Raw genomic sequence first — 12,978 nt, forward strand, 5'->3', positions numbered from 1 at the left:
CACTAGGGGCGCTTTGCAGCCTTCAGCGCGCGCGTCATTCTGACGGAGTCGCCCCAGGTGGACAGCCAGATCAGGCAGTCGGTGGCGATTGAGATCAGCGACCGCAGAAGGTTCAGCAACGGGCTGGGCGATTTCAGCTGCTCCTCGGCGTGATGGAGATGGGCGAGTTCTTCCTCGCGGATCGCCAGGATGATGTCGTGCAGCTCACGATCGCGGCCGACGAGGAAAAACAGCTGATCGTCGAGATGGCGATGCACCGCCGCTTCGACCGCCGCGGTGCAGGCCCAGATGCCTTGCGGTCCGAGCAGGGCGGTCACGAAGCCCAGCAGCCAGCCGCCCCAGCTCCAGAACTGCATCACCCGGCAAGGTCGCGACTGTCGTGACGGCATGGCGGAACGAAAGGCGGCGCAATGAGTGCGCTCGTGCCCGAGCATCTCCGACAAAGACGGCACGCAATCAGGCCAGAAGCGCTTGACGACAAGAATCTGAGCCGAATAGATTCGGATCGCGCCGAACTCGCCGGCGTGGTTGACCCTGACTATTCTGGCCACTGTGAGTGCGTCCTGGTGAGTAAGGTCAGCCAGGACGCCCAAACCTATGTCAGCCGGTTAGCAAAGGCCGGACGCTTTGCAATGCGGTTCCACCAGGCCTGGATATCGGCGAAATCGCCTAGCAGGCTTTGCCCCTCAGCAACCTTGACGAAATAACCGATGATCGGTGCGGCATGCAGGTCGGCCAGCGTCAGTTGGTCTCCCATCAGCCACGGCCCCGATGCCTTCAGTGAGGACAGCACCGCCAGCACTGTGCCCGCCTGCCGCAGTCCGTTGGCGATCAGCACCTCGTCGGGTGGCTCTTTCTCCAGCCGCTCGACGGCGACATCCCAGACCATCGACCGGTAGCCATAGGCGTCGAGCATGCCGATGATCTGGTTCATCGTTGCGCGGCTGCGCGGCTCCTCGGGCTGCAACGCCGGACCGTCAAAAGCCTCGTCGACATAGCGGGCAATCGCGCTGCTCTCGAACAGGCGAAAGCCATCATGCGAGAAGGCCGGGATGCGGCCGAAAGGGTGATGCTCGAGATACCATTCGGGAACGCCGTCGGCGGCAAAGACATCGACCGGCACAAGCTCGTAGTCGATGCCCTTTTCCTCGAGCGCGAGGCGGACGATGCGCACATAGACGCTGTAGTCCGCCCCGTAGACGATGGGCTTGCCCATGTCGCTTGCCCGTCAGGCCATCGCCTTCTGCAGGTTCTCGTCGATCTTGTCGAGGAAACCGGTGGTTGAAAGCCAGGGCTGGTCGGGGCCGATCAAGAGCGACAGATCCTTGGTCATGAAGCCGGACTCCACCGTCTGGATACAGACCTTTTCCAGTGTTTCGGAAAAGCGCTTCAGTTCGGCATTGTCGTCGAGCTTGGCGCGGTGGGCGAGCCCGCGCGTCCAGGCGAAGATCGAGGCGATCGAGTTGGTCGAGGTTTCCTCGCCCTTCTGGTGCTGGCGATAGTGGCGGGTGACGGTGCCGTGCGCGGCTTCGGCTTCCACCGTCTTGCCGTCCGGCGTCATCAGCACCGAGGTCATCAGGCCGAGCGAACCAAACCCTTGCGCCACCGTGTCGGACTGCACGTCGCCGTCATAGTTCTTGCAGGCCCAGACATAGCCGCCCGACCATTTCAGGCTGGAGGCCACCATGTCGTCGATCAGCCGGTGCTCGTACCAGAGTTTCTTCGACTTGAACTCGGCCTCGAACTCGGCCTCGTAGACTTCCTGGAAAATGTCCTTGAAGCGGCCGTCATAGGCTTTGAGGATGGTGTTCTTGGTCGAGAGATAGACCGGATAGTTGCGCAGCAGGCCGTAGTTCAGCGAGGCGCGCGCGAACTCGCGGATCGAATCGTCCAGATTGTACATCGCCATGGCGACGCCGGCGCCTGGTGCGTCGTACACATCATGCTCGATCACCTTGCCGTCCTCGCCGACGAACTTGATTGTCAGCTTGCCCTTGCCCGGGAAGCGGAAATCAGTGGCCCGATATTGGTCGCCGAAAGCGTGACGGCCGACGATGATCGGCTTGGTCCAGCCGGGCACCAGCCGCGGCACGTTCTTCATGATGATCGGTTCGCGGAAGATGGTGCCGCCGAGGATGTTGCGGATGGTGCCGTTCGGCGACTTCCACATCTTCTTCAGCTTGAATTCCTCGACGCGCTGCTCGTCGGGCGTGATCGTCGCGCATTTGACGCCGACGCCGTACTTGTTGATGGCGTTGGCCGAATCGACGGTCACCTGGTCGTTGGTGGCGTCGCGGTGCTCGATGCCGAGGTCGTAATACTCAAGCTTCAGGTCGAGATAGGGGTGGATCAATTTGTCCTTGATGAACTGCCAGATGATGCGGGTCATCTCGTCGCCGTCGAGTTCGACGACCGGGTTCGCCACCTTGATCTTCGCCATGGAAAGAATGCCTCGCTTTTGGGGATCGGAACGGCCTTGCCCGCATGGCTTTCGGCCGGGGATGCGGCCCGTATATCAAAGCATTTTTGACCGCGCAAACGGCGATCAGCCCTGTAGCGCCCAACCGTCCCCGCCGATCGTTCCTTGCGAAAGCTTCATTTTCGCGGCCGAATGTGGCAGGGGACGCTGAAATGCCGCAAAGCGCAGTTCATTGAGACCATGACAGCCCAAATAGAGCCCGACAAAATTCCTGCCGCAGGGCCGGCGATCATCCTCGTCGAGCCGCAGCTCGGCGAGAACATTGGCATGGTGGCGCGCGCCATGGCCAATTTCGGCCTCGCCGAATTGCGCCTGGTCAATCCGCGCGACGGCTGGCCAAGCGAGAAGGCACGAGCCGCGGCGAGCCGCGCCGACCATGTCATCGATGCCGTGACTGTCTTCGACGACCTGGCCTCGGCGATCGCCGACCTCAACTTTGTCGTCGCCACCACGGCCAGGCAGCGCGACGGCTTCAAATCCGTACGCGGCCCGGTGGAGGCGGGCAGGGTCCTGCGCGCCCGTCACGGCATGGGTCAGCGCACCGGCATCCTGTTCGGCCGCGAGCGCTTTGGGCTCTACAATGACGAGGTCGGCCTTGCCGACGAGATCGTCACCTTTCCGGTGGATCCTGATTTCTCCTCGCTCAACATCGCTCAAGCGGCTTTGCTGATGTCCTATGAGTGGATGAAGTCCGGCCTGGAAGACGAGACCAAAACCAACTTTGCCGGCCCTGAGATGAAGCCGGCAAGCAAGGAAGAGCTGCACGGCCTGTTCGCCTATCTGGAAGGCGCGCTTGAAGCGCGCGGCTATTTTCGCCCGGCGCCGAAGAAGCCGAAGATGGTCGACAATCTGCGCGCGGTGCTGACACGGGCCGGCTTTGCCGAGCCGGAACTCAAGGTGCTGCGCGGCATCATATCGTCGCTGGACCGGTTTTCGCCGGCCATGCCGCGCGGCGACGGTTCGCCGGGAGATGATCCAAGGCGGCTGCCTGCTGCGGCTGCACGTGCGAAAAAAGCGGCGGACAAGGACTAGGCATTACCCAGCGTCACCGGTAACCGAATTTTATCCGGTTTGGCCCATTGTCATGAAAACGATGGGCCCTGAGATGTTTGCTTCAAATATCGGCCGTCTGCGCTTCTTCGCTTATTCCGCGGCCCTGCTGGTCGCCGAAATAGTGGCGGTGGTGTTGTCCATTTCGTTGACCATCGGCTTTGACGGATTGGCCAACTCGAAACCTGGCCCGGGCCGCGAAGGGGTGGCGGGAGCGATCCTGGTGGTTTCGCTGGTGGTTGTGCTGTTTCGCGCCAATTTCGCCTGGCGCCGCAGCCGTGACGCGCAAGGATCGAAGTGGATCCTGTGGGGATATATCGTGTTTTCTGCCCTCTTTGCGTTTCTGCAGGCCGGCACGGTCCTGGTTTATGATTTCGGTGCTGAAGATTTCAACTCCGGTCTGAACCTGCTCGGGCTCTCGATTTTTGGTCTGTGGTGCACAATTCTGATGGCCAAGCCTGCAGGTGTCGACCTCAACGAGCTGGCGTCGGTTTTCGATTTCGACGAACCGGCCGCGCCGCTCGGCAACATGAACTCGAAATTGTATTCCTCGCCGGCCGCCGCCATCGCTTCACAGGCTTCCACCTCCGTCACGCGGCCGGCGCCGTCGCGACCGGCAGGTCCAAACGCTCGTCCTCGGCCAACCGGCTTCGGCAAACGCGGTCTTGTCTGAGCACATTCGCCACTTCAAGGCCACGATCGTTCCAGATAGAAGCGCACAGGCCGCAGCCGGCCTCTTCGCCTGATCCCAGCTCTTCTCGTGATTCAAGCACAATGACCGTTCCATCAGACGCCCGCCCGATCCTGATGTTCGATTCCGGCATCGGTGGCCTCACCGTGCTGCGCGAAGCCCGCGTGCTGATGCCCGACCGCCGCTTCATCTATGTCGCCGACGACGCCGCCTTTCCCTATGGAGCTTGGGAGGAGCCTGCGCTCAACGCCCACATCCTCGGCCTGTTCGGCGCGCTGCTGGACAAATTCCAGCCTGAGATCTCGGTCATCCCCTGTAACACCGCCTCGACGCTGGTGATCGATGCGCTGCGCGAGAAATTTCCCGGACATCCCTTTGTCGGCACGGTGCCGGCGATCAAGCCGGCGGCCGAGCGCACGCGCTCGGGTCTGGTTTCCGTGCTGGCGACGCCCGGCACCGTGAAGCGCCAATACACGCGCGATCTGATCGGCAAATGGGCGCAGAAATGCCATGTGCGGCTGGTCGGTTCAGACCGGCTTGCCCCGCTGGCCGAAATCTATATGCGCCAGGGATTCGTCGACGAGGAGATCGTGCGCCAGGAAATAGCCCCGTGCTTTGTCGAAAAGGACGGCGCCCGCACCGACATCGTCGTGCTGGGCTGCACGCACTACCCCTTCCTGGCCAACCGCATGCGCAAGACGGCGCCCTGGCCGGTGGACTGGATCGATCCGGCTGAAGCGATCGCACGGCGCGCCATGTCGCTGCTCGCGCCTGTCGACGGCCCTCTGCCGGACGGCGAGCCCGACATCGCTGTTTTCACCTCCGGCAAGGTAGATTTCGCCACCCGCCGGCTGATGCAGGGCTTTGGCCTGAGCGTGTGTTAGGCAGGTGCGAAGACGACGCTGCGTTGATCCGGATCGGCCGAAACGAGCCTTAGCGTAACGCCATCGCCCTGTCCGGACCCGGGGGCCTTTACGTTGGCAACGACAGGCATGTCTGACAGCTGCACGCGCACACGCTGATCGGTGACGTCGGTGACCACGGCCTTGAACGTTTCACCTTCGCGTCCCTTCAGCATGACTGCCTCGGCAAGGTCGATGGCTGCATGGTTGATCTGCGAGGCGCGGGCATCCGCGCGCCCCATAGTTTTGGGCAGCCTGGCGAACGCGTCGGTAACGGTCTGCGGTACCGGCTGCCCATTGGCGATGGCCAGGGTGCAGCGCACGACGTAACGGTCGGCCAGCCGCCTCAACGGCGCCGTGGCGTGGGCATAGGTCGCAGCCATCGCCTCGTGCCAGGGCACAACGCCTTCTTCATAGGGTTGGTAGGACGCACCAGAGCCGGCGCGGCGGATTTCCAGCATCAGCGCGGCCTGTTGCTTGTTGGTAGGATCGAGGGTTCGTTGGTAGTCGGGCAGACTGGTCGACGCCGGCCAGGACAGGCCGAGAGCCTGTGCTGCATTGCGCAGCCTTTGCACCTTGGAAGCATCCGGCGGCGCCATCACCCGAAACAACCCGGTCCGGTGTGCCAGCATGGCGTCGGCAATCGCCATGTTGGCGGCCAGCGAAAGTGCTGCGTTGTCTTGCTCGGATTGCAGCAGCGGCCTGAAAGCAAGCTGGAATGTGCCATCGGCAAGCTGTTCTACTTCCTGCTCGGGCGGGTCGACGCGGGAAGCGCCGCGGCGCTCTTCGGCTGCCGCCATGCGCCGCGCAATTTCGGCGAAGCCGGTCGGAACGTCGGAGGCTTGGACGCTGTCATAGGCGAGCTTGGCGCGGCTTTGAATGATTGCCCGCTCTGCGCCGTCCAGCTTTACCGCTCCGTCCTCGGCGATCCGAACCGTGAAGATAACGGCCGGGCGCGGTCCGCTGGGCAATAAGCTCGCCGCACCCTCGGCAATCACCGGGGGATAGAGCCCGGCCTTGCCGTCCGGCAAATACAGGGTCTCGCCCCGCGCCCAGGCTTCGATATCCACCGCGTCGCCGTCCTCGACGAACCAGGCCACGTCGGCGATCGCATAGTGCAGCAGAAGGTCGCTGCCGCTGGCCTCAATCGAAAACGCCTGATCAAGATCTGTGGAAGTCGCCGGATCGAGTGTCACGAAGGGCATCGCCGTGCGGTCGGCATGCTGGTCGGGCACGCGCTTGGCCGCAGACTGTGCCAGGGCCATTACATCAGCGGGAAATCCGACCGGCACATGGAACTCGCTGCGGATTTTCGCGAGGCCGGTAGCGAGTGCTTGCGAGGGATCGGTCAACGATTTCATCACGCCGTCCTACACTGGCGTTCCGGACACGGGAAGGCCGCTCTGCTGGCGGGGTAGACACGAAATCGAACCGCTGGCACTGGAACCGTCGCCGAAGCGAGACGTTTCTTCTGGTAGCAAAAGGAGGAGCCGATCATGCCAGCCACATCGAAAGCCCAGCAGATGGCCGCCGGCGCGGCACTGTCCGCCAAACGCGGCGAGACAAAAAAGAGCGAACTCCAAGGCGCGTCGAAGGAAATGTACGAATCCATGAGTGAAAAACAGCTCGAGGATTTTGCGGAGACCAAGCGCAAGGGCCTGCCCGAGAAGAAGTCGAAGCATTGAAGGAAATCAGACAAAAGAACGCCGCGCCCGCGATGTTCCATCAAAAAGCCCGCGGCTAGACCGCGGGCTTCAATTGATGGGGCTGTCAGCCTTCGGAGGCCGAGGCCGGACTTACCAGCGCCACCAGCAGCGCCGCACCGTGTAGCGGATCACGCGCTTGTGGCCATGCCGCCACACCACCTTCTTCTTGACCACGATGCGGCATACCTCATGATGCCGATGGCCATGCCAATGCCGGGCCATTGCCGGCTCCGGCACCGCAACGGACATCGATGCTGCCAGTACCGCCGCACCTGCCAACGAAAGGAAGAATTTCTTCATCAGAATCGGGCTCCTCTAGCTTCAGTCCCTTCCTGATGCCGTTGGCGCAACAACCTCCCGCCACAGCCGGCACCGTATTCAACACGGAAAATGCTATACGGTCGGGACGCCCGGCGCCATTCACAAGCTTGACACCGGTTAAATGTCCGTTTAACCACCGCGCCAACACCGGGCAGCAATGTCCGGTGGTTTCTTTGTATACGCAAGACCTCTTGGGAAACCGGTTGGTAGTCTCCCGGTCTTGTTTGAACTGACGTGTCCCGTGGGTTTTCCGCCGCGTTGCGTGGGAAAACCCTGTCAGGCCTCGAAAACGGAGGCCAGAGGAGGGCGCGTTTCCTTCACCCGGACCATGAGGTTCCGGGTGTGTTTGTTTTGAAAGGGAATGCGATGAGCAAGCGCGAATCCGCAAAGTACAAGATCGACCGCCGTCTCGGCGAAAACATCTGGGGCCGCCCGAAGTCCCCGGTTAACAAGCGTGAATACGGCCCCGGCCAGCACGGCCAGCGCCGCAAGGGCAAGCTTTCCGACTTCGGCCTGCAGCTGCGCGCCAAGCAGAAGCTGAAGGGTCACTATGGCGACGTTTCGGAAAAGCAGTTCCGCAAGGTCTATGAAGAGGCCGATCGCCGCAAGGGCGACACCTCGGAGAACCTGATCGGCCTGCTCGAGTCGCGTCTCGACGCGGTCGTCTACCGCGCCAAGTTCGTGCCGACCATTTTCGCCGCCCGTCAGTTCGTCAACCACGGCCACGTCAATGTGAACGGCAAGCGCGTCAACATCGGCTCGTACCGCTGCAAGCCGGGCGACGTCGTCGAAGTGCGCGAGAAGTCGAAGCAGCTGGTCATCGTCCTGGAATCGGTCGGTCTCGCAGAACGCGACGTGCCGGATTACATCGATGCCGATCACAACAAGATGGTCGCCACCTTCGCGCGTATCCCCGGCCTGGCCGACGTTCCCTTCGCCGTGCAGATGGAACCGAACCTGGTCGTCGAATTCTATTCGCGCTGATCGACTCCATTTTACGACACCATCGAAGGCCGCCCGTCGAGGCGGCCTTTTCTTTGTCCGCCACCTCCGCTAATCCGGACGGCAACAGAGACTTCGAGGCCGACGCGCCATGAACATGCTGCCAGACGTCGAATCATTGTCGCCGATCGCCAACATCGAAGGCGGCTTTCATCCGTTGTTTGCCGATGTGCCGTCTTCCGTCGAGTTCAACAAGCTGCGCAAGCGGCTGCTGCGTCTTACCCGTCAGGCAATCGAGGATTTCGCGATGGTGAGGCCCGGCGACCGCTGGCTGGTGGCCTTGTCCGGCGGCAAGGATTCTTACGCCCTGCTCGCCGTGCTGCTCGATCTCAAATGGCGCGGTCTGCTGCCGGTCGAATTGCTGGCCTGCAATCTCGACCAGGGCCAGCCGAACTTTCCAAAGCACATCCTGCCCGACTATCTCGACAGATATGGCATTGCCCACCGCATCGAGTACCAGGACACCTATTCGGTGGTCACCGACAAGCTGCCGCAGGGCAGCACCTATTGTTCGCTGTGCTCGCGGCTGAGGCGCGGCCATCTCTACCGTATTGCGCGCGAGGAAGGCTGTTCGGCGCTGGTGCTCGGCCACCATCGCGAGGACATTCTGGAAACCTTCTTCATGAACCTGTTCCATGGCGGCCGGCTTGCCGCCATGCCGCCAAAACTGCTCAACGACGAAGGCGACGTCATGGTGCTCAGGCCGCTCAGCTTTTGCGCTGAGCCCGATCTCGAAAAATTCGCCGGCGCCATGAAGTTTCCGATCATCCCGTGCGACCTCTGCGGCAGCCAGGAGGGCTTGCAGCGCAATGCCATGAAGGCGATGCTCGACGACATGGAAAAGCGCATGCCCGGCCGCAAGGACACGATGCTTCGCGCGCTGTCCAACACCAGGCCGTCACATCTGCTCGACCGCAAACTGTTCGACTTTGCCGCGCTCAATGGCGACCTCAGCACAGGACCAGACCTTTCCGATGACATTTGACGACCATGCAATCGATTGGCTTGCTGAGCTTCTCGCCGATGCAGCCAGCGCCGAGATCATGCCGCGCTTTCGCCGGCTGGGTGAGGGCGACATCCGCCAGAAGACTTCGGCCGCCGATCTGGTGACCGAGGCCGACGTCAATGCCGAGCGGCTGATCACCGCCAGGCTGCGTCAGCGCTATCCCCAGGCGATGATCGTTGGCGAGGAAGCCTGCTCGGACGATCCGGCGCTGCTGCACGGCCTTGGCGATGCCGAACTCGCCTTCGTCATCGATCCGGTCGACGGCACCTTCAACTTCGCTTCCGGCGTGCCGCTGTTCGGCGTCATGCTGGGCGTCGTGGTCAAGGGCGAGACGGTCGCCGGCATCATTCACGATCCCGTCGGCAAGGACTGGCTGATCGGCGCCAAGGGAGCTGGCAGCCACATCAGGCACGCGCATGGCAGCCTGGAGAAGGTGCGTGTCACCGGGCCGGTGCCGATATCGGAAATGACCGGCGCAGTCTCCTGGCAGTATATGCCGGAGCCGGAGCGCTCGCGGCTGGCGCGCAACCAGACCAAGACCTTGTCGCAAATCGGCTATCGCTGCGCGGCGCACGAATACCGCCTGCTGGCCTGCGGCCACGCCCATTTCGTCGTCTACAACAAGCTGATGCCGTGGGACCATCTGGCCGGCATGCTGATCCATGCCGAGGCCGGCGGTTATACGCGGCGCTTCGACGGCAGCGCCTATCTGCCGTCGCATGTCGACGGCGGCATTCTCGTTGCGCCGGACGAGGAAAGCTGGCGCGAAATCCGCCGCGAACTCTGGGCGCAATAGCCGGCTTCCTCGCTTCACCGCAGCGAGTGAGGCGCATTAAACCGGTTTGTTGTGCGGTTGGAACATCTTGCCGCGCTCGGCGATGAAGATCATCAGCAATGCCGCAACCGACACGCTGCAGAAGCCGGCGGCCAGCGGCGTCACCGTGCCATTGAAAGCCTGACCGATCAGCGTGCCGAGGATGCCGCCCAAGAAGGTCTGCATAAAGCCGAGGATCGACGACGCCGTGCCGGCCAGCTGCCCGAGCGGTTCCATGGCGAGGGCGTTGAAATTGGCGCCGAGCGCGCCGAACGGCACCATGGCGCAAGCGAAGAAGGTGACGAACAGCCAGAGCGGCATCTTCATCTCCAGTGAGACGACCAGCCAGGCAAGGCTGATGACCAGAAACAACAGCAGCGCGCCTTGCGACAGGCGGCGCATGCCGATGCGGCCGACCAGGCGTGAGTTCAAATAGTTAGAGAAGGCGAGCACGCCCGCCACCCCGGCGAAGATGACAGGGAACAGTTCGCCGACATTGAACACGTCAACATAGATCTGCTGCGCCGACGCGATGAAGCCGAACATCGCCCCGAAGACGAAGGTGCTGGCGAAGGCATAGCAGAGCGCGATGCGGTTGGTGAGCACGATGCGGAAACCGCCGATGACGGACGAGACCGTCAGCGGCCGGCGATATTCGGGATGCAGCGTCTCGGGCAGGCGCAGCAGCGACCACGCCGACACGATCAGCGCACCGACCGCCATAGTGACGAAGATCCAGTGCCAGGTGGCAAACAGCATGATGAACTGGCCGATCCCGGGGGCAACGACCGGGATGGCCATGAACACCATGAAGATCAGCGACATGACCTCGGCCATGCGCCGGCCGTCAAAGGTGTCGCGCACGATCGACACGGCGATGACGCGTGTCGCGGCCGCGCCAAGGCCTTGCACGGCCCGGCATAAGAGAAGCGTTTCAAAGCTTGGTGCAATCGCGGCCGCGGCAGCCGCCGCCACATAGATGATCAGGCCGGCGACAAGCGGCGCACGGCGGCCAAAACGATCCGAGATCGGCCCGAAGAAAAGCTGGCCGCCGCCAAAACCGAGAATATAGGCGGTGATCACATACTGGCGGTGGTTTTCATTTTCGACGCCCAGCGACGCGCCGATCTGCTGGAGCGCCGGCAACATGATGTCGATGGCAAGCGAGTTCAGCGCCATCAGCGCCGCGCACAACGCGATAAATTCCCAGCGCGGAATGGGCAGCTTGAATGCCCGTTGCGGCGCGTCGGTCTGGTTGTCCACGGCAAGTCCGATCTTTCAAACGAATATGCGCCGGAAGGCCGGCGCATGAATTCGTCTTTTGCCCCGCTAACGGGGAGCGACAGTCTGCCGAGGTGGGGGCACCCCCGACGTTTTCAGTGCATGTCGCCCAAAAGTGTACAGCGGTTTTGGGACAACGACATGCACAAAACGGAAGTCAGGCGGCGCCTTTGACGCTGACGCCCTTTTCGACGAGGAACGTCTGCAGTTCGCCCGCCTGAAACATTTCGCGGATGATGTCGCAGCCGCCGACGAACTCACCCTTGACGTAGAGCTGCGGGATCGTTGGCCAGTTGGAATATTCCTTGATGCCCTGCCGCAACTCGGCCGAGGTCAGCACGTCGACGCCCTTGTAGTCGGCGCCGATGTAATCGAGGATCTGCACGACCTGGCCGGAAAATCCGCATTGCGGGAAACCGGGCGTGCCCTTCATGAAAAGGACGACGTCGTTGCCCTTCACTTCGTTGTCGATGTAGTCGTTGATACCGCTCATGGACGATCCTTTCACGCCTGTGGGAGTCAGGCTGGAAACATAGCCATCAAATAAACCCATAGGTTGCCCGAAACAAGATGTTTGCCGCACCGCCATGCAAATGGCGCAAAACATCGCGTGATGTTGGGCCAAACGCATCGGCCCCCAGGACGTGATGAAAAGACGGTATTTTGCGGCAATCCCGATCGGTGTTCTGGTCGCCGCGCTGGCCTCGATCTGGTGGTTCAGGCAGCCGGAGCGCCCGCCCATCGTCGTCGGCGGCGAACTGCCGGCGCCATGCCGGGATTTCAGTTTCGAAGCGGTTCCCTACATCGTCTGCGAGATCGATCTTCGCAGCTATGACATCGCCGTCGTCCACGCCGGTGCCGACGGCAAACCCTTCGGCTCGCTGGATAAATTCGACAAGGCGATGACAGGCGAGGGCAGGCCGGTGCTGCTTGCCATGAACGCCGGCATGTATCATGAGGATCTGACGCCGGTTGGCCTTCTGGTCGAGGCCGGGCGCGAAAAGGCGCCGCTCAACCTTGCCGACGCCGAAGGCAATTTCTTCCTCAAGCCGAACGGCGTGTTCCTGATCGGCAAGGACGGCAAGGCGGCGATCATCGAGACGAATGCATTTGCCGCGGCAAAGCCGGACGTGGCGTACGCCACCCAGTCGGGGCCGATGCTGGTGATCGATGGCCGGCTGCATCCTCGATTCGAGGCGAACGGCAGCTCGCGCTACATCCGCAACGGCGTTGGCGTGCGTGACGATAATATGGTGGTGCTGGCGATCTCGCGTTCGGAGGTCAGCTTGGGCAGCTTCGCGCGCCTGTTCCGCGACGCGCTCAACTGCCCCAACGCGCTGTTTTTCGACGGCGCGGTTTCGGCATTGTCGAATGGCGAGAGGATGATCGTCGGTGGGAATTATCCGGCAGGGCCGATCGTTGCGGTGACGGCAAAGCGATGAAGCTGCTTTAGCGCCGGCGCAAGCTCACTCCGGCACGCTGGTCTGCAGCGCGAGTGCGTGCAGCACACCGCCCATATTGCCCTTCAGCGCATCGTAAACCATCTGGTGCTGCTGGACCCGACTTTTGCCGCGAAAGCTTTCGGCCACCACTTCGGCCGCATAGTGGTCGCCGTCGCCGGCGAGGTCGCGAATCGTCACCTTGGCGTCCGGAATGCCTTCCTTGATCAGCCGTTCGATGTCGTGCGCGTCCATTGCCATGGCAAAATCCTGTTTCAAGCGGGGGA

Annotated in this window: 16 protein-coding genes; 8 read left to right on the forward strand and 8 right to left on the reverse strand. The window is 62.2% G+C overall.

Features of this window, described 5'->3' with window-relative positions; all coding sequences use genetic code 11:
- Window positions 1-2: 2 nt before the first annotated feature.
- The 3 genes from AC1DX6_RS22675 to AC1DX6_RS22685 are packed head-to-tail and all read right to left on the reverse strand — an operon-like array spanning window position 3 to window position 2,440.
- Window positions 3-551, reverse strand: coding sequence for a demethoxyubiquinone hydroxylase family protein (locus tag AC1DX6_RS22675; RefSeq protein ID WP_477317447.1), 549 nt, complete (start codon window positions 549-551; stop codon window positions 3-5).
- 44 nt (window positions 552-595) lie between these two features.
- Window positions 596-1,216: a glutathione S-transferase family protein gene (locus AC1DX6_RS22680; protein WP_477317449.1), complete on the reverse strand. Its 621-nt coding sequence runs from the start codon at window positions 1,214-1,216 to the stop codon at window positions 596-598.
- A 12-nt stretch (window positions 1,217-1,228) separates the two neighbouring features.
- Complete coding sequence (locus AC1DX6_RS22685; protein ID WP_477317451.1) at window positions 1,229-2,440, reverse strand: NADP-dependent isocitrate dehydrogenase; 1,212 nt, start codon at window positions 2,438-2,440, stop codon at window positions 1,229-1,231.
- Between the two features lie 219 nt (window positions 2,441-2,659).
- Here AC1DX6_RS22685 and AC1DX6_RS22690 point away from each other — a divergent pair, with 219 nt between their 5' ends.
- From AC1DX6_RS22690 to murI, 3 genes are all read left to right on the forward strand, one after another.
- Window positions 2,660-3,511: an RNA methyltransferase gene (locus AC1DX6_RS22690; protein WP_477317453.1), complete on the forward strand. Its 852-nt coding sequence runs from the start codon at window positions 2,660-2,662 to the stop codon at window positions 3,509-3,511.
- Window positions 3,450-4,202, forward strand: a complete 753-nt coding sequence (locus AC1DX6_RS22695) for a hypothetical protein (protein WP_477317455.1) — start codon at window positions 3,450-3,452, stop codon at window positions 4,200-4,202. Before AC1DX6_RS22690 ends, AC1DX6_RS22695 begins: the two co-directional genes overlap by 62 nt.
- Window positions 4,203-4,303: 101 nt before the next feature.
- Window positions 4,304-5,104, forward strand: coding sequence for a glutamate racemase (gene murI / locus AC1DX6_RS22700; RefSeq protein ID WP_477317457.1), 801 nt, complete (start codon window positions 4,304-4,306; stop codon window positions 5,102-5,104).
- Here murI and AC1DX6_RS22705 read toward each other — a convergent pair.
- Entirely contained in the window at window positions 5,101-6,483 is a 1,383-nt protein-coding gene (locus tag AC1DX6_RS22705; RefSeq protein WP_477317459.1) for an RNB domain-containing ribonuclease, read from the reverse strand. The genes murI and AC1DX6_RS22705 overlap by 4 nt on opposite strands.
- A gap of 135 nt (window positions 6,484-6,618) precedes the next feature.
- On the opposite strand from AC1DX6_RS22705, the gene AC1DX6_RS22710 reads away from it, so the two are divergent.
- On the forward strand, window positions 6,619-6,807 hold the full coding sequence (locus AC1DX6_RS22710) for a DUF3008 family protein (protein WP_477317461.1): 189 nt from the start codon (window positions 6,619-6,621) through the stop codon (window positions 6,805-6,807).
- Window positions 6,808-6,918: 111 nt separating this feature from the next.
- Here the strand turns inward: AC1DX6_RS22710 and AC1DX6_RS22715 are convergent, their stop codons facing one another.
- Window positions 6,919-7,128, reverse strand: coding sequence for a hypothetical protein (locus tag AC1DX6_RS22715; protein WP_477317463.1), 210 nt, complete (start codon window positions 7,126-7,128; stop codon window positions 6,919-6,921).
- A gap of 387 nt (window positions 7,129-7,515) precedes the next feature.
- Here AC1DX6_RS22715 and rpsD point away from each other — a divergent pair, with 387 nt between their 5' ends.
- From rpsD to AC1DX6_RS22730, 3 genes are all read left to right on the forward strand, one after another.
- A complete protein-coding gene (gene rpsD / locus AC1DX6_RS22720; RefSeq protein ID WP_006332867.1) occupies window positions 7,516-8,133 on the forward strand; it encodes a 30S ribosomal protein S4 in 618 nt (205 codons plus the stop codon).
- 109 nt (window positions 8,134-8,242) lie between these two features.
- Window positions 8,243-9,136, forward strand: coding sequence for a tRNA 2-thiocytidine(32) synthetase TtcA (gene ttcA, locus AC1DX6_RS22725; protein ID WP_477317465.1), 894 nt, complete (start codon window positions 8,243-8,245; stop codon window positions 9,134-9,136).
- Entirely contained in the window at window positions 9,126-9,953 is an 828-nt protein-coding gene (locus AC1DX6_RS22730; protein WP_477317467.1) for an inositol monophosphatase family protein, read from the forward strand. The genes ttcA and AC1DX6_RS22730 overlap by 11 nt, the downstream gene beginning before the upstream one ends.
- Window positions 9,954-9,989: 36 nt before the next feature.
- Here AC1DX6_RS22730 and AC1DX6_RS22735 read toward each other — a convergent pair whose 3' ends face one another.
- On the reverse strand, window positions 9,990-11,234 hold the full coding sequence (locus AC1DX6_RS22735; protein WP_477317469.1) for a multidrug effflux MFS transporter: 1,245 nt from the start codon (window positions 11,232-11,234) through the stop codon (window positions 9,990-9,992).
- A 175-nt stretch (window positions 11,235-11,409) separates the two neighbouring features.
- The gene (grxD, locus tag AC1DX6_RS22740) at window positions 11,410-11,745 is read right to left on the reverse strand and encodes a Grx4 family monothiol glutaredoxin (protein WP_111542518.1); all 336 of its coding nucleotides are present in this window, start codon (window positions 11,743-11,745) and stop codon (window positions 11,410-11,412) included.
- Window positions 11,746-11,896: 151 nt separating this feature from the next.
- On the opposite strand from grxD, the gene AC1DX6_RS22745 reads away from it, so the two are divergent.
- On the forward strand, window positions 11,897-12,694 hold the full coding sequence (locus AC1DX6_RS22745) for a phosphodiester glycosidase family protein (RefSeq protein ID WP_477317471.1): 798 nt from the start codon (window positions 11,897-11,899) through the stop codon (window positions 12,692-12,694).
- Window positions 12,695-12,718: 24 nt separating this feature from the next.
- Here the strand turns inward: AC1DX6_RS22745 and AC1DX6_RS22750 are convergent, their stop codons facing one another.
- Window positions 12,719-12,952 (reverse strand): BolA/IbaG family iron-sulfur metabolism protein, encoded by a 234-nt coding sequence (locus tag AC1DX6_RS22750; RefSeq protein WP_023798252.1) that lies wholly within the window; start codon window positions 12,950-12,952, stop codon window positions 12,719-12,721.
- Between the last annotated feature and the right edge of the window lie 26 nt (window positions 12,953-12,978).

This window comes from Mesorhizobium sp. P2_C4 (assembly GCF_056404575.1).

Excerpts from the sequence above, each read along its gene's own strand:
- AC1DX6_RS22680 (WP_477317449.1), bottom strand. The coding sequence starts at position 1,216 with ATGGGCAAGCCCATCGTCTACGGGGCGGACTACAGCGTCTATGTGCGC.
- grxD (WP_111542518.1), bottom strand. The coding sequence starts at position 11,745 with ATGAGCGGTATCAACGACTACATCGACAACGAAGTGAAGGGCAACGAC.
- AC1DX6_RS22695 (WP_477317455.1), top strand. The coding sequence starts at position 3,450 with ATGATCCAAGGCGGCTGCCTGCTGCGGCTGCACGTGCGAAAAAAGCGG.
- AC1DX6_RS22730 (WP_477317467.1), top strand. The coding sequence starts at position 9,126 with ATGACATTTGACGACCATGCAATCGATTGGCTTGCTGAGCTTCTCGCC.
- murI (WP_477317457.1), top strand. The coding sequence starts at position 4,304 with ATGACCGTTCCATCAGACGCCCGCCCGATCCTGATGTTCGATTCCGGC.
- AC1DX6_RS22685 (WP_477317451.1), bottom strand. The coding sequence starts at position 2,440 with ATGGCGAAGATCAAGGTGGCGAACCCGGTCGTCGAACTCGACGGCGAC.
- AC1DX6_RS22705 (WP_477317459.1), bottom strand. The coding sequence starts at position 6,483 with ATGAAATCGTTGACCGATCCCTCGCAAGCACTCGCTACCGGCCTCGCG.
- AC1DX6_RS22750 (WP_023798252.1), bottom strand. The coding sequence starts at position 12,952 with ATGGCAATGGACGCGCACGACATCGAACGGCTGATCAAGGAAGGCATT.
- ttcA (WP_477317465.1), top strand. The coding sequence starts at position 8,243 with ATGAACATGCTGCCAGACGTCGAATCATTGTCGCCGATCGCCAACATC.
- AC1DX6_RS22710 (WP_477317461.1), top strand. The coding sequence starts at position 6,619 with ATGCCAGCCACATCGAAAGCCCAGCAGATGGCCGCCGGCGCGGCACTG.
- AC1DX6_RS22690 (WP_477317453.1), top strand. The coding sequence starts at position 2,660 with ATGACAGCCCAAATAGAGCCCGACAAAATTCCTGCCGCAGGGCCGGCG.
- AC1DX6_RS22715 (WP_477317463.1), bottom strand. The coding sequence starts at position 7,128 with ATGAAGAAATTCTTCCTTTCGTTGGCAGGTGCGGCGGTACTGGCAGCA.
- rpsD (WP_006332867.1), top strand. The coding sequence starts at position 7,516 with ATGAGCAAGCGCGAATCCGCAAAGTACAAGATCGACCGCCGTCTCGGC.